23 protein-coding genes and 1 other annotated feature are annotated in these 20927 nt (G+C 37.2%); of the genes, 17 read left to right on the top strand and 6 right to left on the bottom strand.

The window, feature by feature from the left end; translation table 11 throughout:
* Positions 1 to 45: 45 nt before the first annotated feature.
* A complete protein-coding gene (locus M3166_RS00595) occupies positions 46 to 882 on the bottom strand; it encodes a manganese catalase family protein (RefSeq protein WP_251686518.1) in 837 nt (278 codons plus the stop codon).
* A gap of 456 nt (positions 883 to 1338) precedes the next feature.
* On the opposite strand from M3166_RS00595, the gene infC reads away from it, so the two are divergent.
* The 5 genes from infC (at position 1339) to M3166_RS00620 (ending at position 3562) form a co-directional block, all read left to right on the top strand.
* A complete protein-coding gene (gene infC, locus M3166_RS00600; protein WP_039967350.1) occupies positions 1339 to 1842 on the top strand; it encodes a translation initiation factor IF-3 in 504 nt (167 codons plus the stop codon).
* Between the two features lie 35 nt (positions 1843 to 1877).
* Complete coding sequence (gene rpmI, locus M3166_RS00605; RefSeq protein ID WP_008407727.1) at positions 1878 to 2078, top strand: 50S ribosomal protein L35; 201 nt, start codon at positions 1878 to 1880, stop codon at positions 2076 to 2078.
* 75 nt (positions 2079 to 2153) lie between these two features.
* The gene (rplT, locus tag M3166_RS00610) at positions 2154 to 2513 is read left to right on the top strand and encodes a 50S ribosomal protein L20 (protein WP_251686519.1); all 360 of its coding nucleotides are present in this window, start codon (positions 2154 to 2156) and stop codon (positions 2511 to 2513) included.
* Positions 2514 to 2583: 70 nt separating this feature from the next.
* Positions 2584 to 2844 carry a DUF1294 domain-containing protein gene (locus M3166_RS00615; RefSeq protein WP_251686520.1) on the top strand — a complete coding sequence of 87 codons (261 nt, stop codon included), beginning with the start codon at positions 2584 to 2586 and terminating at the stop codon, positions 2842 to 2844.
* A 127-nt stretch (positions 2845 to 2971) separates the two neighbouring features.
* Complete coding sequence (locus M3166_RS00620; RefSeq protein WP_251686521.1) at positions 2972 to 3562, top strand: peroxidase-related enzyme; 591 nt, start codon at positions 2972 to 2974, stop codon at positions 3560 to 3562.
* A gap of 38 nt (positions 3563 to 3600) precedes the next feature.
* Here the strand turns inward: M3166_RS00620 and M3166_RS00625 are convergent, their stop codons facing one another.
* The 3 genes from M3166_RS00625 to M3166_RS00635 all read right to left on the bottom strand — a co-directional run bounded on the left by M3166_RS00625 (position 3601) and on the right by M3166_RS00635 (position 5805).
* Positions 3601 to 4653, bottom strand: a complete 1053-nt coding sequence (locus M3166_RS00625; protein WP_251686522.1) for an ABC transporter permease — start codon at positions 4651 to 4653, stop codon at positions 3601 to 3603.
* Positions 4654 to 4655: 2 nt separating this feature from the next.
* The gene (locus M3166_RS00630; RefSeq protein ID WP_251686523.1) at positions 4656 to 5333 is read right to left on the bottom strand and encodes an ABC transporter ATP-binding protein; all 678 of its coding nucleotides are present in this window, start codon (positions 5331 to 5333) and stop codon (positions 4656 to 4658) included.
* 91 nt (positions 5334 to 5424) lie between these two features.
* Positions 5425 to 5805 (bottom strand): sigma-w pathway protein ysdB, encoded by a 381-nt coding sequence (locus M3166_RS00635; RefSeq protein ID WP_251686524.1) that lies wholly within the window; start codon positions 5803 to 5805, stop codon positions 5425 to 5427.
* Between the two features lie 90 nt (positions 5806 to 5895).
* Here M3166_RS00635 and M3166_RS00640 point away from each other — a divergent pair, with 90 nt between their 5' ends.
* From M3166_RS00640 to M3166_RS00660, 5 genes are all read left to right on the top strand, one after another.
* Positions 5896 to 6378, top strand: a complete 483-nt coding sequence (locus M3166_RS00640; protein WP_251686525.1) for a dUTP diphosphatase — start codon at positions 5896 to 5898, stop codon at positions 6376 to 6378.
* An 83-nt stretch (positions 6379 to 6461) separates the two neighbouring features.
* Positions 6462 to 7550 (top strand): M42 family metallopeptidase, encoded by a 1089-nt coding sequence (locus M3166_RS00645; RefSeq protein ID WP_251686526.1) that lies wholly within the window; start codon positions 6462 to 6464, stop codon positions 7548 to 7550.
* A 203-nt stretch (positions 7551 to 7753) separates the two neighbouring features.
* The gene (locus M3166_RS00650) at positions 7754 to 9358 is read left to right on the top strand and encodes a spore germination protein (protein ID WP_251686527.1); all 1605 of its coding nucleotides are present in this window, start codon (positions 7754 to 7756) and stop codon (positions 9356 to 9358) included.
* Entirely contained in the window at positions 9358 to 10467 is a 1110-nt protein-coding gene (locus M3166_RS00655) for a GerAB/ArcD/ProY family transporter (RefSeq protein WP_251686528.1), read from the top strand. The genes M3166_RS00650 and M3166_RS00655 overlap by 1 nt, the downstream gene beginning before the upstream one ends.
* Positions 10464 to 11594, top strand: coding sequence for a Ger(x)C family spore germination protein (locus M3166_RS00660; RefSeq protein WP_251686529.1), 1131 nt, complete (start codon positions 10464 to 10466; stop codon positions 11592 to 11594). Before M3166_RS00655 ends, M3166_RS00660 begins: the two co-directional genes overlap by 4 nt.
* Before the next feature lie 417 nt (positions 11595 to 12011).
* Here M3166_RS00660 and M3166_RS00665 read toward each other — a convergent pair whose 3' ends face one another.
* Positions 12012 to 12464 carry a CoxG family protein gene (locus M3166_RS00665; protein WP_251686530.1) on the bottom strand — a complete coding sequence of 151 codons (453 nt, stop codon included), beginning with the start codon at positions 12462 to 12464 and terminating at the stop codon, positions 12012 to 12014.
* Positions 12465 to 12745: 281 nt separating this feature from the next.
* Between M3166_RS00665 and argF the strand changes: the two genes are divergently transcribed.
* Entirely contained in the window at positions 12746 to 13711 is a 966-nt protein-coding gene (gene argF, locus M3166_RS00670) for an ornithine carbamoyltransferase (RefSeq protein WP_251689983.1), read from the top strand.
* 267 nt (positions 13712 to 13978) lie between these two features.
* On the opposite strand, the gene sspI is transcribed toward argF, so the two are convergent.
* Positions 13979 to 14188 carry a small acid-soluble spore protein SspI gene (sspI, locus tag M3166_RS00675; protein ID WP_251686531.1) on the bottom strand — a complete coding sequence of 70 codons (210 nt, stop codon included), beginning with the start codon at positions 14186 to 14188 and terminating at the stop codon, positions 13979 to 13981.
* Positions 14189 to 14311: 123 nt separating this feature from the next.
* Here sspI and M3166_RS00680 point away from each other — a divergent pair, with 123 nt between their 5' ends.
* The 6 genes from M3166_RS00680 (at position 14312) to pheS (ending at position 20912) form a co-directional block, all read left to right on the top strand.
* Positions 14312 to 15073, top strand: coding sequence for a TrmH family RNA methyltransferase (locus tag M3166_RS00680; protein ID WP_251686532.1), 762 nt, complete (start codon positions 14312 to 14314; stop codon positions 15071 to 15073).
* A gap of 603 nt (positions 15074 to 15676) precedes the next feature.
* A complete protein-coding gene (gene qoxA / locus M3166_RS00685) occupies positions 15677 to 16564 on the top strand; it encodes a cytochrome aa3 quinol oxidase subunit II (protein ID WP_251686533.1) in 888 nt (295 codons plus the stop codon).
* A gap of 37 nt (positions 16565 to 16601) precedes the next feature.
* A complete protein-coding gene (gene qoxB, locus M3166_RS00690) occupies positions 16602 to 18566 on the top strand; it encodes a cytochrome aa3 quinol oxidase subunit I (protein ID WP_251686534.1) in 1965 nt (654 codons plus the stop codon).
* On the top strand, positions 18566 to 19165 hold the full coding sequence (qoxC, locus tag M3166_RS00695; RefSeq protein WP_014823149.1) for a cytochrome aa3 quinol oxidase subunit III: 600 nt from the start codon (positions 18566 to 18568) through the stop codon (positions 19163 to 19165). Before qoxB ends, qoxC begins: the two co-directional genes overlap by 1 nt.
* A gap of 3 nt (positions 19166 to 19168) precedes the next feature.
* Positions 19169 to 19450 (top strand): cytochrome aa3 quinol oxidase subunit IV, encoded by a 282-nt coding sequence (qoxD, locus tag M3166_RS00700; RefSeq protein WP_065215530.1) that lies wholly within the window; start codon positions 19169 to 19171, stop codon positions 19448 to 19450.
* 68 nt (positions 19451 to 19518) lie between these two features.
* Positions 19519 to 19748 (top strand) — a binding site (T-box leader).
* A gap of 126 nt (positions 19749 to 19874) precedes the next feature.
* A complete protein-coding gene (gene pheS, locus M3166_RS00705) occupies positions 19875 to 20912 on the top strand; it encodes a phenylalanine--tRNA ligase subunit alpha (protein WP_014823150.1) in 1038 nt (345 codons plus the stop codon).
* The last annotated feature ends 15 nt before the right edge of the window (positions 20913 to 20927 follow it).

Below are 20927 nucleotides of genomic sequence, written 5' to 3' on the forward strand. Positions count from 1 at the left end.
ATTGTATGTAATTCAAAACAAGTCGAGAACAGTTTTTATTGTAGATTATAATTTTTTATCTACATCGATATCATGGTGTAAAGTTGTTGGTGGTACGGCCGGGTTCGGTACTTGTCCCATTGGTGCCGGGTTATCCAAGAATACAAATTCCCCAGTTCCGTCTGGTGCTGCACCTTGTGCCCACGGACCATTTTTAGATGCTGTTCCTTCTGATAAGCTCCATAATTCATAGGCATGCGGCTGAGCTTCCAACTCGTCTTCCGGTGCAAATGAAGCGGGAACGACAACACCTTTCTTTTCTTCAAGCTCTTTAATAGCCGCCATCCATTGATATTGGTGATAACGGTCGCGTGCCAGCATTTTTCTGAATACAGTACGTACACCTTCATCTTTTGTCATATGGTATAAACGCGCAACTTGTAAACGGCCTTGTGATTCAGCATTTAAGTTTGCGCGGAAGTCTGCAAGCAGGTTACCACTCGCTGCAATATAACCAGCATTCCATGGTATACCGTTAGAGTCTTTCGGAGTAGCTCCTAAACCACTAACAATTAAATGTTGCGGATTAATGCCGCCCATAATTGAATTCATCATTGGGTCTTGTGCAATTTTCTGCTGGTCATCCGGTGATGCACCGTCCAGTAATTGACTAATTAAAGAACATAGCATTTCAACGTGACCAATTTCCTCGGTACCGATATCCATTAACAAGTCTTTATATTTTTCTTCGCCACGACAGTTCCAACCTTGGAACAGATATTGCATCATGACACTCATTTCACCGAACTGACCGCCAAGAACTTCCTGAATTTGTTTCGCTAATAATGGGTCCGGTCTTTCAACTTTTACCTCAAATTGTAATTCTTTTTGATGTCTGAACATATTAAAAATTCCTCCTATCGATAAAATGTGAGTCCTTAATTAGATACCACGAATTTTTTAAGTAAAACCTGGAAAGGAAATTAATTTCATTTATTTTTTAAAAACGGAGAAACAATAAAATTAATCATATAAAAATGCTTGACGTTACTTTGGTCCCGTGGTAAGATTATTTAAGTTATGAATACAAAAGTTTGAAAGTAGAGGCTGCCCGCTTCTCACCTGACAAGTGCTTTTATAAAAGTTACGAGCAGGTATCAGAAACGTTGAATTGTTTTACGCATGAATGCGTATGCACATATAGCGGGCGGACATCTCAAATGTCCGTCCTTTTTGTTTGTAAAAATGAAAAGAACATATGGACATCACGCAGAGGTGTACCGTTCGACAGGGTTATACTTTACACCAACTCATGTATTCGCGACAAACACTTGGAGGTGGATTAATATTAGCAAAGACATGTATGTAAACGAAGGCATCCGCGCGCGAGAACTTCGTCTAATTGATCACAATGGTGATCAGCTTGGTTTAAAAACGCGTACTGAAGCGTTGGAAATTGCCGCTCGTGCTAACTTGGATCTTGTCCTTGTGGCCCCTCAAGCCAAGCCACCAGTCGCTCGTGTCATGGACTATGGTAAATTTAAGTTCGATCAGCAAAAGAAAGATCGTGAAATTCGTAAAAATTCTAAAGTAATCGTAATGAAAGAGGTTCGCTTGAGCCCTACGATCGATGAACATGATTTTCAAACGAAATTACGTAATGCGATTAAGTTCCTTGAAAAAGGTGACAAAGTTAAAGCGTCAATTCGCTTTAAAGGTCGTGCAATTACACACAAAGAAATCGGTCAGCGTGTGTTAGATCGCTTTGCTGAAGCTTGTGCTGAAGTATCTACGGTTGAACAAAAACCGAAGATGGAAGGCCGAAGCATGTTCTTAGTTCTTCAACCGAAGACAGAGAAATAATACGTATGTAGTAACAAGTTTAGGAGGAAATCGACATGCCAAAAATGAAAACTCACCGTGGAGCTGCGAAACGTTTCAAAAAAACAGGTACTGGTAAATTAAAATTTGACCGTGCTTATGGCTCTCACTTATTCGCTAACAAATCAACTAAAGCAAAACGTCACTTACGTAAAGCGAAAGTTGCTACTTCAGGCGATTTCAAGCGTATTCGTACATTATTAACTTACATGAAATAATCTTTGACCGTTAAAAGATTATACAAAACAAAAATAAAATTAAGCATTCGAAAGAATTAGCAGGAGGTAATTACTATGCCACGCGTAAAAGGCGGAACAGTAACACGCGCTCGTCGCAAAAAAGTTTTAAAATTAGCTAAAGGTTACTACGGTTCAAAACATACTTTATACAAAGTAGCTAACCAAGCAGTAATGAAATCAGGTCAATATGCATACCGTGACCGTCGTCAAAAGAAACGTAATTTCCGTAAATTATGGATCACTCGTATTAACGCAGCTGCACGCATGAACGGTTTATCTTACTCTCGTTTAATGCACGGCTTAAAAGTAGCAGGTATCGAAGTTAACCGTAAAATGTTAGCTGACTTAGCTGTAACTGATAGCTCAGCATTCGCTCAATTAGCTGAAGAAGCTAAAAAAGCAGTTGCTAAATAATTTTAGTATATAATAAAGACTGATAGGGATTTGCTCCTTATCAGTCTTTTTTTGATTAGGGGGAATTCAGATGGAATTAGCAGCACTTTCATATGTTGCAGTTGTTTCACTCGTATTATGTGTATATATGTACATAGATAAAGAACGTGCAAAAAAGAAGGAATGGCGTATTTCCGAAAGGACTTTATTAACATTAGGTGTTCTGGGAGGTGCACTTGGCGGTGTATTAGGAATGTATTTATTCCGTCATAAAACAAAGCACAATAAATTTGCATTTGGCTTTCCATTACTTGGAGCAATCCATGTATTCTTACTCGTTCAGCTATTTTAATATCATCCCGAAGCATAGACTAAGTTTGTCTATGCTATTTTTATAAAGTTAGCAGATTATTCGTTTGTTAGTTTAATAGTTGTAATTTATAATAAATTCAGTAAATTCAAAAGCAGGGAGTAGTGAAATGAGCAAATACGAAGAGCAGTTTTCTTATTTACAGAAGCCAAATGAAGAGGAAATACCGGGAGATGTACAGCAACTTTTCGATCAACATGTTGAAAAGCAGCTGGAGCAGAATGGTTTTGTAAATAATTTATTTAAAATTCTTCCATTGAATGCGCTACAGTATAAAGGATTTTTGGAATTTAAATATTCTTTGTTCAATGAAGAAACAACTTATTTGTCGTTAGCAGACAAGGAAATGATCGGGCTCGTTGTCTCTTCGACAAATAATTGCAATTATTGCCTCACTTCACATAGTGATGTACTTCGCGGGATAACAAAAAATCCTGGGTGGGTTGACCAATTAACATACAACTACCGCTCTGCAAAACTTACGGAAAAGCAGCGTGCGTTATGTGATTATGCCTACCGGGTAACAAGATATCCAAATGAAATAACGACTAAAGAAGTCGATCTACTACGTGAGGCTGGGTTTAATGATCATGAAATATTGGAAGCCGCATATGTTGCCGGATTCTTCAATTATACAAACCGTTGGGTAAGTACGATTGGTGCAGTCGCGAATCCTGGCCATTATGGACATAATCGTTAAAATGGATGCTGCAGTAAAATGCAGCATCCAATTCTGTGTTAAATGATAAAAAATAGGAGCATCAAGACAACGCTAATCGGACCAAAAAAACGGTATTTGATACGTTTTTTTGCCTGAAACCACTCATTTTCCTGAACAGACATTAGTTGAAAAAAAGGAGCTTGTTTAATTTCATTCTGGATAGAACTAAGGGCAACGTTTAAACCGATAAAAGAAAATATGAGGACAACTGCTTTTGCCCAGATAGGTAGAACGAAGAGAAGGCCGATGCTAATGACAATGAGTTGAACGGGCGATTTCAAGTAATTCAATTTTCTCAATAATGTTTTGTAAATTAAATTATCGATCCGGTGTGTACTTAATACTTTCTTTTTGGCAAGTAAAATAAGTGGCTGCTTTGTCTTAGCTGGCATATAATATCGCATTTCCAAGCTAAATTGATAAATGCGCTTCATCCAACTGTAAAAGGCCTCATATTCCCAGCTCGTTTCGATTGTCCAGTAACGATTGCTAAGTACAGTATTTAGTAAAAGTAGATGAACAGCAAGAAGGAGTATGAAAAATCCCCATAATGGCAAAATGTTGAGGCTAAAAATAATGAGTGCATGAACAATGAAAAGTAACGGCCATTTTGTAAACCACTTTTGATATCTATACTGTATCCATATATGGAGTACGCTTATTATGTTTAAAGACAAAAGGACTTTCCAAAATGGAAATAAGATAAAAGGCGAAGCGAGCAATAATAGAATTACAAGTACAAAGTTATATTGTAAAAATGTATAACAATAACCCCATAGTTTAATATGATGAATTTTACTTCCCTGCTGCTTATAAAATAACAGATCTGCATCATATATATATAGGCGTAAAGATGATTTAACTAACAAGAAGCTAATCCCAAATAACAGAAGGAGTAAGGGAATTGGCTGAAGCTCAAATACCTGAAAATTACCAGCAGTATCGCGATATAAGAAAAAGCCGATAATGACACTGGGCACTACAAGGTATAGAAGGACTGTCCAATCTGTAATTGATTTAATTAGTTTTAAATTAAATTGATAAGAGCGATAAAGGCGTTTTGTAAACATCGTTATAACCTGCCTTGTAATTCATAAAAGATATCCAGTAAAGAAGTAGGTTGTCCAATCATTTGCTGAAGTTCGCTCAATGATCCTTTAGCCTGGATTTTACCTTCGTGGAGGAGAATGTAATGATCACAAAGCATTTCAGCCATTTCTAATTGGTGTGTACAAAGTAAAAAGGATGCACCCTGCTGTTTACGTTCTTCGATTAAAACGAGCAGTTCCCGCATAGCTCGCGGATCAAGTCCCATGAATGGTTCATCCAATATGTAGAGTGGTCGTTCGATTAAAAAAGCCAGCACAAGCATCACTTTTTGCTGCATTCCTTTTGAAAAGTATATCGGCAAATCATCCAGCCGCTTGTCAATTTGAAAGAGTTTGAGTAACTGCTCTGCTTTATCCCAAAGTGTTTTGTCGTTATATTCATCAATTAAAAATTGAAGATGCTCGCGCAGTGTGAAATGCTCATATAATAATGGACGTTCTGGAACATAACCGTAGGAGGGGATGGTGATAGCCCCTTCGAAATAAGGAATAACACCGAGCATTGATTGAATTGTAGTACTTTTCCCTGCACCGTTTCCCCCAATTAAACCAGTAATAGTTCCAGGCTGCATTGAAAAATCAATTTGCTCAATGCTTGATTGATTTGCAAGATAACCTGCTTTCTTAATATGAATTTCCATAATATTTCACCTCATCCATTTATACGGATATATATGAAAAAGGTTTCAAACATAAAAGCGAACCGTACAATCTACGGTTCGCTGTCCCCAGTTAGGCTTTCATCAGTTTTTCTATCGGATTTTTCCAATTAATCGAAGCGTTTGGATAATTCATGAGAATCTCGTTTTCCAAATACATAAAATCCTCTTTCGTAAACCCTTGAAGTTTCATCGCATCATGGACAAAGACGAAAATACTTACGACTTCAAATGCATTGTCCGTCGTACCTAAATATTTTTCTCCTTCAAATAATGCCCCCTTATATGATATGAAAAAGTTTTTCCGAATGTTTTTTACATCATCATAAAAATAATATTGTCCATTTTCATAGGCCTCATCCAATTTACGCTTTGGGTCGATTAAGTAGCGTACCCCTCTGTAAAATATGTAAATGATGAGAAGGATGATGGCAATTCGTAACAATAAAGCCATGAAACTTCCTCCTTGCTTACGGTGATTCCCTCCTATACGATTGAGTAGTATAAAAAGTTTCATTTTATTTTGAAAAAGAGGGATGTTTTAATGCAATTTCGTCAATTATTTGAAAAGCAACGGCAACTAGACCGATTTATTGAAGAAAACCAACAAGTACAAAAAGATGTATTTGCCGAAAAAGGCCTCGCATTATTAGTTGAGTTAAGTGAACTTGCTAACGAAACACGCTGTTTCAAGTATTGGTCAACAAAGGAGCCATCAAAAAGAGCTGTCCTTTTAGAAGAGTTTGTAGATTCGGTTCACTTTATGCTTTCACTTGGAAATATGCGCGGCTTTCTTTTAGTGGAGTGGCCCTATTTAAAAGAGAAGCAAGAGTTAACTGAAACATTTCTTAATACGACACAGACGATTCTTACGTTTTTGCAGCACCAAACAGAAGAAAATTACAGGGCAATGTGGGAACAGTATAGCTTAATTGCCTACAACTTGAACTTTACAATCGATGACGTTTTCCAAGCGTATAAATTAAAGAATGAAAAGAATTATGAACGACAACGAAATGGCTACTAATTTACATAATGGCGAGAAACTATTTCACATTTCGAAATATTGTCGCTATAATAAAGATGAGTAATTATTAGGGGGAAACCGACATGACAAAGCTCGATGCTACATTACAAATGTTCAAAGATTTAACAGATGCAAACGGTATACCGGGAAATGAACGTGCACCACGTGAAGTGATGAAAAAGTACATCGCACCATATGCAGATGAAGTGGAAACAGATAACTTAGGCAGTTTAATCGCAAAAAAAACAGGCGATGAAAACGGTCCGAAAATTATGGTTGCGGGTCACTTGGATGAAGTTGGTTTCATGGTTACACGCATCGATGACAAAGGGTTCGTATTCTTCCAAACAGTAGGCGGCTGGTGGAGCCAGGTAATGCTTGCCCAACGTGTGACAATTACAACGCGAAAAGGGGAAGAAATTATTGGTGTGATCGGATCAAAGCCACCACATATTTTACCGGCTGATGTTCGTAACAAAGTAGTCGATATAAAATCAATGTTCGTTGATATCGGTGCCACTTCAAAAGAAGAAGCAATGGAATGGGGCGTACGTCCTGGCGATATGATTACACCATATTTTGAATTCAATGTGATGAAAAATGAAAAACATCTATTGGCGAAAGCATGGGACAACCGAATTGGCTGTGCGATTGCAATTGATGTACTGAAAGCATTAAAAGATGAAAAGCATCCGAACATCGTGTATGGCGTCGGGAATGTACAGGAAGAAATCGGCCTTCGCGGCGCGAAAACTTCTACATTTAAAGTACAGCCGGATATCGGTTTTTCTGTAGATGTTGGTGTTGCTGGCGATACGCCGGGCGTGACACCGAAAGAATCGACTTCAAAAATGGGCGCAGGTCCACAAATTGTCGTATATGATGCATCGATGGTATCACATACAGGGTTACGTGAATTTGTCCTTGATGTAGCTGAGGAAGCAGGTATTCCATACCAGTTCGAAGCAATGGCTGGCGGCGGTACGGATGCAGGAAGTATCCATATTACAGCAAACGGTGTACCATCATTGGCAATCGGTGTTGCAACACGTTATATTCACTCACACGCAGGAATCTTGCATCGTGATGATTATGATAATGCTGTGAAATTAATCGTAGAAGTAATTAAACGATTAGACCGTGATGCAGTAAATAAAATTACATTTGAATAATCATGAATTTTCTGCTTGGAACTAGAAAGCTACTGTAGTTTAAAGTTGAAACAAAAATCAATTTTCTAATAAGGAAAATTGATTTTTTTTGCTTTTTATGCATTTATATTTAAAAAACTAAAGAAAAATATAAGTTTATTGAATAGAAAAAAGATATAGGGAAATAATGGATTCATTAATTATTTAGAATGGGGGGGAATAGTATGTTTTTTGGAAAAAAGTATAAGAAGGCATTACTCAAGAAACAAACGGGAGAATTAACACTGCCTTCACAAAATAATATGGATGAAAAACAATCTTCTCCATCCACCAGTGAAGTAACACCCCAAAAAGATAATCGGCAACCTATTTCCGATTTAACTGAAGATTTTATAAAAGATATAAAAGAGCAAATTCATTCTCCGGCGGATTTAGTAATTCGATACGTTACGGATTCGATAACTATTTTATATATCGATAACTTAATAAAAGAAGAAGTATTGAATGGGAAAATACTACCTATTTTGTTGAATGTGCAAGATGAAACACCTAGTATTATCCACAGTCAATTACCACTTCCACAAGTAAACGTAGAAGCTCAAATGAATGAATGTATCGAAACCATGTTAACAGGTGCTGTTCTAATCCATATAGCGGGATATAAACAGGTTACTATGGTCATCATTCCAGCAAGAGAATCCCGCGGTTTGTCTGCACCCGAAAACGAATCGCAAGTTATCGGATCGCAAGTAGGCTTTAATGAAAGTCTCTCCACAAATATCTCGCTTGTTCGACGATTTATTTTGAGCCCAAATCTTAGTAATGAAAAATTGAAGGTTGGTAAACAAACTAATACATCGCTCTCTATACTCTATGTAGATGGTGTTGCAACGGAACAAAATGTTAATACAGTTCGGCAAAGAATACAAGGTCTTGAAATTGAAGATTTAATCGACAGTGCGGAACTCGCAGAATTAATCGATGACAGCTCCCTGTCTATATTTCCTCAAATGTTGTTAACGGAGCGCCCCGATCGGTTTTGCGATGGTTTATTGGCTGGAAAAATAGGCATTCTTGTTGATGGCAGTTCGATGGGGATACTTTGTCCTTCCTCATTTATTGAGTTTTTTCAAAGTAGAGAAGATAAAAACTTGCGGTGGCCGATTGCAACCTTTGTGAGATGGTTAAGATTTGTAGCTATTTTTATCTCTATTTTTTTCACCCCATTGTATGTAGCATCGTTAACTTTTCATTATGAAGTGATTCCACAGCCGCTTCTAGTGCCGCTTAGTGAATCAAGAGCTAGAGTACCGTTCCCGCCAATTCTGGAAGCACTTTTCCTCGAGTTGATTATGGAATTGCTTCGTGAGGCTGGGGCGCGATTACCTACAAAAATAGGTCAAACAATTGGAATAGTCGGGGGGATCGTACTTGGTACAGCAGCAGTGGAGGCAGGGATTACGAGTAATATTCTTATTATTATTGTCGCTCTATGTGCATTGTCATCCTTTATTACACCAAGTTATATGATGGGAAATGTTATTAGGTTGCTTCGCTTTCCAATCATCATTTTAGCCGGTTTTTGGGGTTATTATGGTATAATGCTGGCTCTTTGTATTCTGCTAATTCATTTACTAAGACAAACAAGCTTAGGCGCTCCATATATGGCGCCATTTTTCCCACCTAGACTAAAAGATTTGGGAGATAGCTTAATTCGTTTGCCATACCCCTTTATTATTCGAAAATCGCCAAATGCGCGAGTAGAGGATCCGGATTATTCAGTAATGCGTGAAAATATTAAGGGCGATAAGAAGAAGGTGAAAGAGTGATGAACAAGCTGCAAATTAACCCCACTCAAACTTTCAATGCGCCTCTTCTCTTTTACATCATCTGTTCTACTCAAATTGGTGTAGGAGTCCATGGGTTTCAAAGCGTAATCTATCAAGAAGCAAAACAGGATGCCTGGATTTCTATAATTATTAGTTTTGTTGCAGCACATCTTGTCGTCTTTGTAATCTTTAAAACTATGAACTTGTATGAACAAAACGATCTTTATGGAGTTAATTTAGATTTATTTGGTAAATATTTAGGTAACTTTATTAATATAATTTATATTGTTTATTGCGGCTTAGCATTTTTTGCTGTTATTAAGAATTATACTGATGTTATTAATATATGGGTATTTCCAAGTTTAAGTCCTTCGTTTATTACAATTACATTGCTTATTACTGTGATTTACGCTTTTACAGGTGGTCTAAGGGTAATAATAGGAGTTTGTTTTTTCAGCTTTTTCTTAAGCCTCTGGATTTTAATTATATTATTATTTCCGCTTGACTATACGAATATTAATTACTTGCTGCCTGTGTTGGATAATGATTTTATAAGTATATTAAAAGGCGCGTACTTGATGACGTTTACCATGGTAGGTTTTGAAATAATTAATACTATGTATCCTTACGTCAAGGAAAAGAATAAAGCGCAAAAATATGTACACATGGGATTACTGTTCACATTGGCTATTTATTTGTTTGTAATGTTCATAACATTAACTTTTTTTAGTGAGGGGCAGCTTGAGAAAACGATTTGGGCAACATTATCATTATTCAGCATTGTTCGTTTGCCTTTTCTGGAACGGATTGAACTTATAACGGTCTGTTTCTGGATGCTTATTATTTTGCCGAACCTTTGTTTTTATGTATGGTCTGCTTATCGGGGGATTAGACGAATAATTAAAATAACCGACAAGAAATTTATTTTAATTTTCTCCCTTTTGATATATATAGGATCCTTGCTTGTGAAGACACGGGCTGAGATTAATACTTTCAATAATTATTTGGGGAATGTTGCATTTTATATAGTATTTGTTTATCCTTTCTTTTTATATTTCATTGCTTTCCTAAAGAAAAGAATCTTTAAACGAGAGGCGATAAGAGAATGAATAGGCTAATTACGTTTAAAAAACTAGTTTTGCTAATTGTATGCACTCTCGTATTAGTTGGTTGCTCAGAACAGAAGATTCTTGAACGGATAAGTTTAACGACACTTGTAGGATATGAATTGGAGGGTGAGGATAATTTATCTGTCACAACTATTATCCGACAAATTAATCCGGATTTAGAAAGTAAAATTGAATTGCAATCAGCAACAGCGACAACAAGTAAGGGAGCCCGTGCAAAGATGGATTTAAAAACATCGAAGAGAATTGGCTCAGGGCAATTACGGGTTGTACTATACGGTGAGGAGCTCGCAAAATCAGGTTTAAATGATAATATTCATATTTTAAAAATGAATTCCGAAATCAGCAACGCAACATATTTGGCTACTGTAGAAGGAGATTTAAAGTCATTGTTAGGGTATAAATATGAAAATATATCGGATATTGGACAACATATTTATCAATTAATCCAACATAACATTGAACAGCAGTATATTATTTCATCGACCCTTCATGAAGTCAATAGAGGTAAACTCTCGATTTTAGATAATTATGCGATGCCAATATTAAAAAGAGAAGGAGAAAATATTGCAATTTCTGGTATAGCTTTTTTCAACACAGGAAAATTAGTCGGAAACCTTCCTGCGGAGGATGCCCTATATATATTAATGACTCAAGGAAAGACCCATAACGGCACACTTGAATTGGAACTACCGATAACAATATTGGAAAAATCCCTCTCCGATACTTCGGAAAAACTGCCAATTGTCATCGACTCCATTAATTCAAAGCGGAAAATTAAGTTAGTGGATCCAGCAGTACCTGAATTCAATTTATCGATTCAATTTGAATGCAGGTTATTGGAGGTTGATTCTGATGTAAGTATGAAGGGTGCGCGTAATATTCAAAAACTTGAAAAAGAAATTAACAAACAAATCGAAAGCGAAATTAAACGAATTATAGAGTATAGTCATGACATCAATACTGATATCTTCCAGTTTGGCGAGTATTATAAAGCACAGAATCGAAATGCGGATATTAATAATGAGAAATGGATGGAAATGTATCCGGATGTTAAAGTGAATATCTCCGTACATTCCAAAATTATTCGTGACGGCGTTTTTCAATAAATATGATTAATTCCATATAGAACAATTGGCTGAATGAATTTCAGCCTTTTTTTTGTTAAATAACTTAGTGCTTATTAGTAACTTTTTTTCGCAAAAAAATATTCAGAACAGTGTATATTTAATGATTAGAGTAGGTATTAGGTATAAGCAGCTAATTTCGATGCTATTATGAAAAGACCAAACAATTCAAAGAGACTATAACCACTAATTCATGAAAAGATGAATGAGTTTAGCAGTTATCAAACGACGAACTTTACTGTGACTATATTATTTATAGATGAAGTTTGTATTAGTGTCTGCAGTGAATATGATGAGAAAGTTGAGTGCATCGTATGCTGAAACATGCTGTACAATCCCCAATAAAATAAGCAAAAACCATTAATTTTCCGGTTATCGGGAAAGTTAATGGTTTTTTGTTTATTTTACATCATGCAGGGCAGTAAGCTTTGTTTCAATTGAGTTCGTCAAATCGGTTGTCGCTTTAGGTACGAAACTTTCCAATACAGGGTTGATCATCATCCCCATAAAACCGCCGGCAGACAAATCGAGGCTTCCTGTAACTTGAGAGCACTCGTTATTGCCGTCCGCAATATTAAAATAGCCGTTACCGTCAAAGTTGTCTGATAATCCTTTAATGTTAAACTTTATATCAGTTGGCTCAATAGAATCCGTAATATCGACTTGAAGTATAATCTTTTTTTTCGTGAACCCTAAATTTGCCAGTAAAGTCCAAGTGAACTGTGTATCATGTAGTGCTTCGTGCTCAATATAACCTGGGATTAATGGGGCCCAATTATTGTAATCCTTTAGAAAATTCCATATTACATCGTTTGATAATGGTAATTCCACTGTATGGATAGCGTTCGGCATAATAATTCCTCCTAAATAATCAATTTGCACTACAAGTAAATTATTTCCAAAAAGTACTGCTGTAAATAGTATGCTAAAAAATGAATGGGAATTCAATAAAAATCAAAAATTTTCTCCAATAAACAGGGGAAAATAGCGCTTAAGTAAAATTTTCGTTTTGAAAAAACGGTGTAATTATTGAATAATTAAATTAATTTAAAAAATTTATAATAATTCACTTGATTTTATAATTATTCATTTGTATAATAAAATCAACATAAAGCTCACAGAGGTGTGTAATGATGAAGTTATTAGAAGAGGTGCAATTAAAGCCCGTTGAAAGTTTACAAGGAAAAGACTTATTAACACTGCTTGACTATACGAGTGAAGAAGTGAAGCAACTGCTTGAACTTGCGACACAGTTGAAAACAATAACAAAAGCAGGTAAATGTCCACGATTATTGGAAGGTAAGACACTTGGCATGATCTTTGAAAAAAGTTCAACGCGTACACGTGTATCATTTGAAGTAGGCATGCAGCAGCTTGGCGGATATGGAATGTATATGAATGCTCGCGATATGCAAATTGGCCGTGGTGAACCAATATCTGATACAGGAAGAGTATTGTCAGGTTATTTAGACGGAATTATGATTCGTGCCAACTCCCATACGATGGTGGAAGAATTGGCTGATAACGCATCGATTCCGGTCATTAATGGTTTAACGGATCTTGATCATCCATGTCAGGCATTAGCTGATCTTGAAACAATTGCCGAAAATAAAGGGGATTTGAAAGGATTAAAAATCGCTTATGTAGGTGATGGCAATAATGTAGCACATGCGCTTATTGTTGCTGCAGCACATGTTGGTATGCATGTAGCAGTTGCAACACCACCAGGATATGAATGCGATACGCGTATTATTGAAAAAGCACAAGTGATTGCTTCTCGAAACGGCAGTACCATTGTTGTAACGAATGACCCTGTGGCAGCTGTTACAAATGCAGATGCTGTTTATGCAGATGTATGGACATCTATGGGGCAGGAAGAAGAAACGCAAAAGCGACTAAAGGATTTTGCGAAATACCAGATTAATGATGAATTGGTTGCCCATGCAAAGCCGGATTATATGTTCCTTCATTGTTTACCGGCACATCGAGAGGAAGAAGTTGCGACGTCAGTTATTGACGGCCCAAATTCTTATATATTTGAGCAAGCAGAAAATCGTCTGCATGCACAAAAAGCAGTTTTAGTATCTTTATTGGCGTAAAAAGTAACAGGCAGTTGGCTTTATACTACGGGTTGTAGTCGCCACTGCGAACCATACATTATTTATGGGCAGGAAGGGCAAATAAATAATGTAGTAGACCAACATGAATAACAACGGGAGACGCTGTGACGATTCATGAAGAACTACAAGTGATGTCTGTATTCAAGATGGAATGCCCCATCACTACATAGAAAAAGCAATCCGGGAGACGCTGGATTGCTTTTTTGTATGGAATCATAATTGAATGATGGGTGGTTATGCTAAATGTTAGCTGACAAATTGTTTTGCTAATTTTTGTGAAAAATCGTTTCGCTCACTTTCGCTTGCACCGTTCCACCATTTTTCCAAGAATACACCAAGGCCTGGAAGTAAATGTTCTTCCCCCCGTGCAATTGCATCATTGACGATATCCTGAAATTCAGCGGCATCTGAGCCCATTACATTGGCAGTAATTGCTTGTCGAATTTGAAAATCCATATGAAACCTCCTTTTCCCATACTTTGTTCAAAATAATAAACTTTATACATGGCATTGCATTATGGATTACAAAATAATTGTGCTAAAATATACAATCGAGTACGTAAAAAAGGACGGGAAATCATGAAAAGAATCGAATCGACACAAAATACGCTAGTGAAGCATTGGAAAAAGCTTGTGACACAACGAAAAGAACGTGAAAAAACAGGGGAATATATAGTAGAAGGTTTTCATTTAGTGGAAGAAGCGTTAAAACATAAAGATCAAATCGTGCAAATCATTGTGCGTGAGGGTGTTGATCTACCTTTATTATGGGCAATTGATGAAGTGGTATTAGTAGACGTAAATGATGCAGTCTCAAAAGAAATTGCGGAAACTGAAAATTCCCAAGGGGTATTTGCCCATTGTAAGCAACGCCAAATCTCCGAAGATGAACAATTAAATTGGCGCAAAGTACTTTTAGTCGATGCGGTTCAAGATCCGGGAAATATCGGCACAATGATCCGAACTGCAGATGCAGCTGGAATTGATGCAGTTATATTAGGGAAAGGTAGTGTCGATGCATTTAATCCGAAATCTTTGCGTTCTGCACAAGGTTCTCATTTCCATATTCCAGTCGTACGTGGCGACTTGTTGGAATGGGTGGAAAACCTGCAGGCTGATAATGTTCGTGTATATGGAACTTCATTGGACGAATCTATTTCTTACAAAAAAGTGGAACCAAGTGATTCATTTGCATTAATTGTGGGTAATGAAGGGAGTGGCATTAATCCTCAAATTTTGGCAAAAACAGACCAGAACATCATCATTCCTATATTTGGCGGGGCAGAATCATTGAACGTTGCGGTGGCAACAGGAATTTTACTGTATGCATTTGTAAAATAAACAGTCGAAAAGTTAACGAGGGATTTTGTAAGTAAGTACTTATAAAATCCCATTTCTTTTAAAATATTAGGTAAAAAGTGGAAATAAAACCCATAATATGAAACATTAAGCGCTTTCTGATTAGTCACAAAATATGAACATTAACGAGTTCATAGAAATGTCATTTTTGAAATGAAGGCGTGTTTTAGCTCGTAATTGCTTTGTTTTACTGCATTTGTCGTCATTATTTTAAAATATTAAAAAAGAATTGCTCGAAAAATGGCAGAAATAAGGGTATTTTCCAATTTGATGTTTTGACACTTATTTGATGTTTAACTAAAATCTAAGTAGGTTAGACAGGCGCCTTAAGTTGTCACAACAAAAAAATAAAATAATGCTTTTTGAAATAGTGAGCAAACTGTTAATTATGGGATTCAATTTAAAGGTTCTAAATGGTGATGAATTGATGTTCTGGTTATTTGCCACTATATGCATAGTGTAAATGGTAATAAGTGAAATTATTCATTCGTAGTAACACTATTGTCATTATTTTATTTTCGCTCTCACATGAAAGCGCTTAAGCAAAATCTAACAAGCTCTATTTATTTGGAAAGGAGTCCAACTATGAAAGTAAATATGAAGGGAACATTACTCTCTTTCATGGGACTAGGTGCTATTCTATTAGCAGGCTGTAACGATAAGTTAGCAGTACTTGATCCTAAAGGTCCTCAAGCTCAAAGACAAGCCGATGACACAATGTTATTAATTTACTTAATGTCAGGGATTGTTTTAACAGTATTAGCAATTTTGGTGTTTATGTTATTTAAATACCGTGCATCAAAACAAAGTCCAGATTACGAGCCACCGCATATTCATGGTCACTGGCTTGTAGAAACAATTATGATTGGTATTCCTGTAATCATCGTTATTTTCTTATCATTTGTTTCTGTTAAGAGTAACTACATTGTTGAGAATGTTCCTCAAGAATATGAAGATCAGGAACCTTTAGTTATTTATGCTTCTTCATCTAACTGGAAATGGCACTTCAGCTATCCGGAACAAGGTATTGAAACAGTAAACTACCTATACATTCCTGCTGGACGCTCGGTTGAATTTAAACTTTATTCTTATGGTCCAATTACAAGTTTCTGGATTCCACAACTTGGTGGTCAGAAATACGCAATGGCAGACATGGTAACAACATTACACTTAGCTGCTGACAACCCAGGCGAATTCTGGGGACGTAACGCGAACTTCTCAGGTCGTGGTACAGCAGAAAACATTTTTGATGTAACAGCATTAACTCAAACTGAATTCGACGAATGGGTAACAGAAGTTCATGAAACGGCTGCTCCATTAACAGAAGAGAAGTTTGACGAATTATTAGAGCCAGGTCACCTTGGTAAACAAACTTATACTGGTACACATCTAGAGTTCTCACCAGCTCCGGAACACAACCATGAATCTTCAGACGAAGAAAAAGAGGATGAAGAGGACCATTCTTCACACTAATTTTTGAAAGTAACAACTTTTCGAAAGGAGTACTACTATGTCGGAATTCTTTGCACAGTTTGCAGTTCCACACCCAAGCACATTAATTTATATCGCAATGGCTTCTATAGTTTTAGGGTCAATCGCGTTAGTAGCGATCGTTACTTATTTTAAATTGTGGGGCTACTTATGGCGTGAATGGATTACAACTGTTGACCATAAAAAAATCGGTATCATGTATTTAATCACTGCTTTAGTTATGCTTTTCCGCGGCGGTGTCGATGCCGTAATGATGCGTTTACAGCTAGCTATTCCAGAAAACGGTTTCTTAGACGCTCAGCACTATAACGAAGTATTTACAACTCACGGAGTAGTCATGATTTTATTCATGGCAATGCCATTCATTACATTCTTCTTTAACTTTTTAGTACCTTTACAAATCGGGGCACGTGACGTTGCGTTCCCACGTTTGAACAACTTGGCATTCTGGTTATTCTTCATGGGTATGGGATTATTCAATATCTCATTCATCGTTGGGGGATCTCCTGATTCTGGATGGACTTCATATTTCCCATTAGCGGATAATGAATTCAGTACATCAGTTGGTACAAACTATTACATGCTGGCACTTCAAATTGCGGGTCTTGGTACATTAATGACAGGTATTAACTTCATTACGACTATCATGAAAATGCGTGCTCCAGGCATGACATTATTTAAAATGCCAATGTTCACTTGGTCAGCACTTATTGCAAACTTAATTATCGTATTCGCGTTCCCAGTATTAACAGTAGCATTAGCTATGGGTACAATGGACCGTCTATGGGATACTAAATTCTTTGCTATCGGTGACGGTGGTATGGACATGCTTTGGGCCAACCTGTTCTGGGTTTGGGGTCACCCTGAAGTATATATCTTAATCTTACCGGCATTCGGTATTTTCTCTGAAGTTATTTCGACATTCGCACGTCGTAACTTATATGGTTACACATCAATGGTTTGGTCAATGATCTTAATTTCAGTATTCTCGTTCGCTGTATGGACTCACCACTTCTTTACAATGGGTCAAGGTGCATTCACGAACTCGATCTTCTCGATCACAACAATGGCAATTGCGATCCCAACAGGGGTTAAAATTTTCAACTGGTTATTCACACTTTATAAAGGGAAAATTGTTATTACAACACCAATGTTGTATGCATTGCACTTCATTCCTTTATTCACACTTGGTGGTGTTACAGGGGTTATGCTTGCGATGTCAGCAGCTGACTACCAATACCACAACACAATGTTCTTAGTAGCCCACTTCCATAACGTAATCATCCCTGGTGTTGTTTACGCGATGTTAGCTGGTTTAACGTTCTACTGGCCAAAAATGTTCGGTTTCATGTTAAATGAGCGTCTTGGTAAAGCAACTGTTTGGGTAATGTCTATAGGTTTCGTACTATCATTCATTCCAATGTATATCACTGGTTTAGATGGTCAAGCACGTCGTATGTACACATACTCTGATGCTGCAGGTTTCAGTACTTTAAACATGGTATCGTTCGTCGGTGCCGGAATCATGTCTGTTTCATTCTTAATGCTAGTATGGAACATTTGGTACAGTTTCAAAAACTCTCCACGCGACATCGGTTCAGATCCATGGGATGCACGTGGTCTTGAGTGGGCGACACATACACCAATCCCACACTATAACTTTGCAATCACTCCAGACGTAACTGATTCAAATTCAGAAGCATTCTGGGATTATAAGAAAAACGGCACGAAGTTATTCAAAGGTGAAATTCAAGATATTCACATGCCAAATAACTCAGGTCAAACATTTATTTTATCAATATTCTTCTTCATCGGTGGTTTCGCTTTAGTATTCAGCATGTTCACTTTAGCAATCATCAGCTTAATCGGTATTTTAGCTTGCATGGGTTACCGTTCTCTAGAAGACGACCATGGCTACCATATCCATAAAGAAGAAGTAGAATTAATCGAAAAAAAATATGAAAAAGAAGGAGGTGCGAAATAATGGGTAAAGTTAATAACAATGTTCCATTGGAATATTCAACAGAGGAAAATAACCTGAAAATCTTCGGGTTCTGGACTTTCCTAGGTGCGGAAATTATGTTATTCGGTACATTATTCGCATCATACTTTGTCCTTTCGGGTCGTACAGGTGACGGTCCAACTGCTGCTGAGATTTTCGAAATCGGTCCAGTATTGGCAGAAACATTTATTCTTTTAACATCAAGTTTTACAATCGGTTTAGCTATTCATGCTATGCGTCTTGGCAGTAAAAAAGCGACATTGTCATTTATGGGTATTACGTTATTACTTGGTGCAGCGTTCATTTCTGTAGAAATTTACGAATTTGTACACTATGTACATGTTGGTGCAGGTATTACGACTAGTGCCTTCACATCTGCTTTATTAACAACGTTAGGAACACACGGTCTTCACGTAACGTTTGGTTTATTCTGGGGAATCTTCATTATGATCCAAATTGCCAAACGCGGACTTAACTCAGTAACAGCAGGGAAAACATTTGTATTCTCACTATACTGGCACTTCCTGGATGTTGTTTGGATCTTCATCTTCAGTTTCATTTACTTGAAAGGAATGATGTAATCTATGGCTAAGTTCTTCCCAATGGGCCAAATTATGGGCTTCGTATTTTCACTGATTTTAACAGTGATTGCAATGCTTGTTTACTTCACAGATATGTCATTCACAACTGGAATGGTTATCCTTTTAGTGACAGCATTCATTCAAGCAGGTTTACAGTTTATTGTCTTCATGCACGCTGGTGAAACAAATGACAAGTGGGCTATCTACTCGAACATCGTATACGGAATCGGTTTAGTAGTATTGACTGTTTTAGGTTCTTTATTAATCCTTCTTTGGGATATGTAATGATGAAAAACGCTCCAGCTAGTTGATAAATGTACGAAAATACATTAAACTAGTTGGAGAATATATTACGAAATGCGTTGACCGGGAAGAGTAGGTATACACCATTTGTTTTAGGGAATGCAAGCCAATGACTGAAAGCTTGCTAACAAATTGTATAGTGAAGTTCACCCCGCGAGCAGCATCCGGGATCCACTTGTGGTGAAAGGATTGCCGGCTAGACATAGTCGTTAGCTCCAATGAAGTGATTGCTTTTTGCAATAACTAGGGTGGTACCGCGAAACTCGTCCTCGTCCCTTTCTTAGGGGGCGAGGATTTTTTATTTTCAAAAATGGTGATTATTATAGTGCGTATATGTAAATTTGTTAAAGCAACAGGTTCAGACCAGGCACTATGACACTGGATTTTATTAAGGAGGACTTTGTAAATGGAACAACAATTAAAGCAATTGGAACAAGAAGCATTAGCTAAAATTGCCGATGCAGCTGACTTAAAAGCATTAAATGACGTTCGTGTTGCGTACTTAGGTAAAAAAGGACCGATTACGGATTTATTAAAAGGAATGGGGAAACTTTCTGCAGAAGAACGTCCGAAAATGGGTGCCCTAGTTAACACTGTACGTGAAAATGTAACAGCTGAACTTGAGAAAAAGGTTGCTGTTTTAGAAGAAGCTGCAATTTTAGCGCAGCTTGAAAACGAGTCAATCGATGTGACGTTACCAGGTGCAAAAGTACGTGCAGGAAACCGTCACCTGTTAACACGTGTAATCGAAGAAATCGAAGACCTATTTTTAGGAATGGGCTACGAAATTGTAGAAGGACCAGAAGTAGAAAAAGACTACTATAACTTTGAAGCAATGAACTTGCCTAAAGGTCACCCGGCTCGTGATATGCAAGATTCATTCTATATTTCAGAAGAAACATTATTACGTACACATACTTCACCAGTTCAGGCCCGTACAATGGAAGCTAAAAAAGGCGAACCAATTCGAGTAATTTGCCCAGGTAAAGTATTCCGTCGTGACACAGATGATGCGACACACTCTCATCAATTCATGCAAATTGAAGGCCTTGTAATCGGGGAAAATATCCGCATGTCTGACCTAAAAGGAACTCTTGATGCATTGGCCAAGAAAATGTTTGGAGCAGAACGCGAAATCCGCCTGCGACCATCATTCTTCCCATTCACAGAGCCTTCTGTAGAAGTTGACGTATCTTGTCATAAATGTTCAGGTAAAGGCTGTAATGTATGTAAGCAAACTGGCTGGATTGAAATTTTAGGTGCTGGTATGGTACACCCGAACGTACTTGAAATGGCTGGCTACGATTCAACTAAGCTTTCAGGTTTCGCTTTCGGTATCGGTGCAGAACGTATCGCAATGTTAAAATACGGTGTGGATGATATTCGTCATTTCTATACAAATGACACACGCTTCTTATCACAATTCCACCAGGCAGAAGTGTAAGAAGGAGGACAATAT

Origin of the sequence: Solibacillus isronensis (assembly GCF_023715405.1) — a bacterium.
In the GTDB taxonomy this organism is placed as follows: Bacteria; Bacillota; Bacilli; order Bacillales_A; family Planococcaceae; genus Solibacillus; species Solibacillus isronensis_B.

What these genes read in the sequence shown, in the direction of transcription:
- M3166_RS00595 (WP_251686518.1), bottom strand. Translation starts at nt 882, where the DNA reads ATGTTCAGACATCAAAAAGAATTACAATTTGAGGTAAAAGTTGAAAGA.
- infC (WP_039967350.1), top strand. Translation starts at nt 1,339, where the DNA reads ATGTATGTAAACGAAGGCATCCGCGCGCGAGAACTTCGTCTAATTGAT.
- rpmI (WP_008407727.1), top strand. Translation starts at nt 1,878, where the DNA reads ATGCCAAAAATGAAAACTCACCGTGGAGCTGCGAAACGTTTCAAAAAA.
- rplT (WP_251686519.1), top strand. Translation starts at nt 2,154, where the DNA reads ATGCCACGCGTAAAAGGCGGAACAGTAACACGCGCTCGTCGCAAAAAA.
- M3166_RS00615 (WP_251686520.1), top strand. Translation starts at nt 2,584, where the DNA reads ATGGAATTAGCAGCACTTTCATATGTTGCAGTTGTTTCACTCGTATTA.
- M3166_RS00620 (WP_251686521.1), top strand. Translation starts at nt 2,972, where the DNA reads ATGAGCAAATACGAAGAGCAGTTTTCTTATTTACAGAAGCCAAATGAA.
- M3166_RS00625 (WP_251686522.1), bottom strand. Translation starts at nt 4,653, where the DNA reads ATGTTTACAAAACGCCTTTATCGCTCTTATCAATTTAATTTAAAACTA.
- M3166_RS00630 (WP_251686523.1), bottom strand. Translation starts at nt 5,333, where the DNA reads ATGGAAATTCATATTAAGAAAGCAGGTTATCTTGCAAATCAATCAAGC.
- M3166_RS00635 (WP_251686524.1), bottom strand. Translation starts at nt 5,805, where the DNA reads ATGGCTTTATTGTTACGAATTGCCATCATCCTTCTCATCATTTACATA.
- M3166_RS00640 (WP_251686525.1), top strand. Translation starts at nt 5,896, where the DNA reads ATGCAATTTCGTCAATTATTTGAAAAGCAACGGCAACTAGACCGATTT.
- M3166_RS00645 (WP_251686526.1), top strand. Translation starts at nt 6,462, where the DNA reads ATGACAAAGCTCGATGCTACATTACAAATGTTCAAAGATTTAACAGAT.
- M3166_RS00650 (WP_251686527.1), top strand. Translation starts at nt 7,754, where the DNA reads ATGTTTTTTGGAAAAAAGTATAAGAAGGCATTACTCAAGAAACAAACG.
- M3166_RS00655 (WP_251686528.1), top strand. Translation starts at nt 9,358, where the DNA reads ATGAACAAGCTGCAAATTAACCCCACTCAAACTTTCAATGCGCCTCTT.
- M3166_RS00660 (WP_251686529.1), top strand. Translation starts at nt 10,464, where the DNA reads ATGAATAGGCTAATTACGTTTAAAAAACTAGTTTTGCTAATTGTATGC.
- M3166_RS00665 (WP_251686530.1), bottom strand. Translation starts at nt 12,464, where the DNA reads ATGCCGAACGCTATCCATACAGTGGAATTACCATTATCAAACGATGTA.
- argF (WP_251689983.1), top strand. Translation starts at nt 12,746, where the DNA reads ATGAAGTTATTAGAAGAGGTGCAATTAAAGCCCGTTGAAAGTTTACAA.
- sspI (WP_251686531.1), bottom strand. Translation starts at nt 14,188, where the DNA reads ATGGATTTTCAAATTCGACAAGCAATTACTGCCAATGTAATGGGCTCA.
- M3166_RS00680 (WP_251686532.1), top strand. Translation starts at nt 14,312, where the DNA reads ATGAAAAGAATCGAATCGACACAAAATACGCTAGTGAAGCATTGGAAA.
- qoxA (WP_251686533.1), top strand. Translation starts at nt 15,677, where the DNA reads ATGAAAGTAAATATGAAGGGAACATTACTCTCTTTCATGGGACTAGGT.
- qoxB (WP_251686534.1), top strand. Translation starts at nt 16,602, where the DNA reads ATGTCGGAATTCTTTGCACAGTTTGCAGTTCCACACCCAAGCACATTA.
- qoxC (WP_014823149.1), top strand. Translation starts at nt 18,566, where the DNA reads ATGGGTAAAGTTAATAACAATGTTCCATTGGAATATTCAACAGAGGAA.
- qoxD (WP_065215530.1), top strand. Translation starts at nt 19,169, where the DNA reads ATGGCTAAGTTCTTCCCAATGGGCCAAATTATGGGCTTCGTATTTTCA.
- pheS (WP_014823150.1), top strand. Translation starts at nt 19,875, where the DNA reads ATGGAACAACAATTAAAGCAATTGGAACAAGAAGCATTAGCTAAAATT.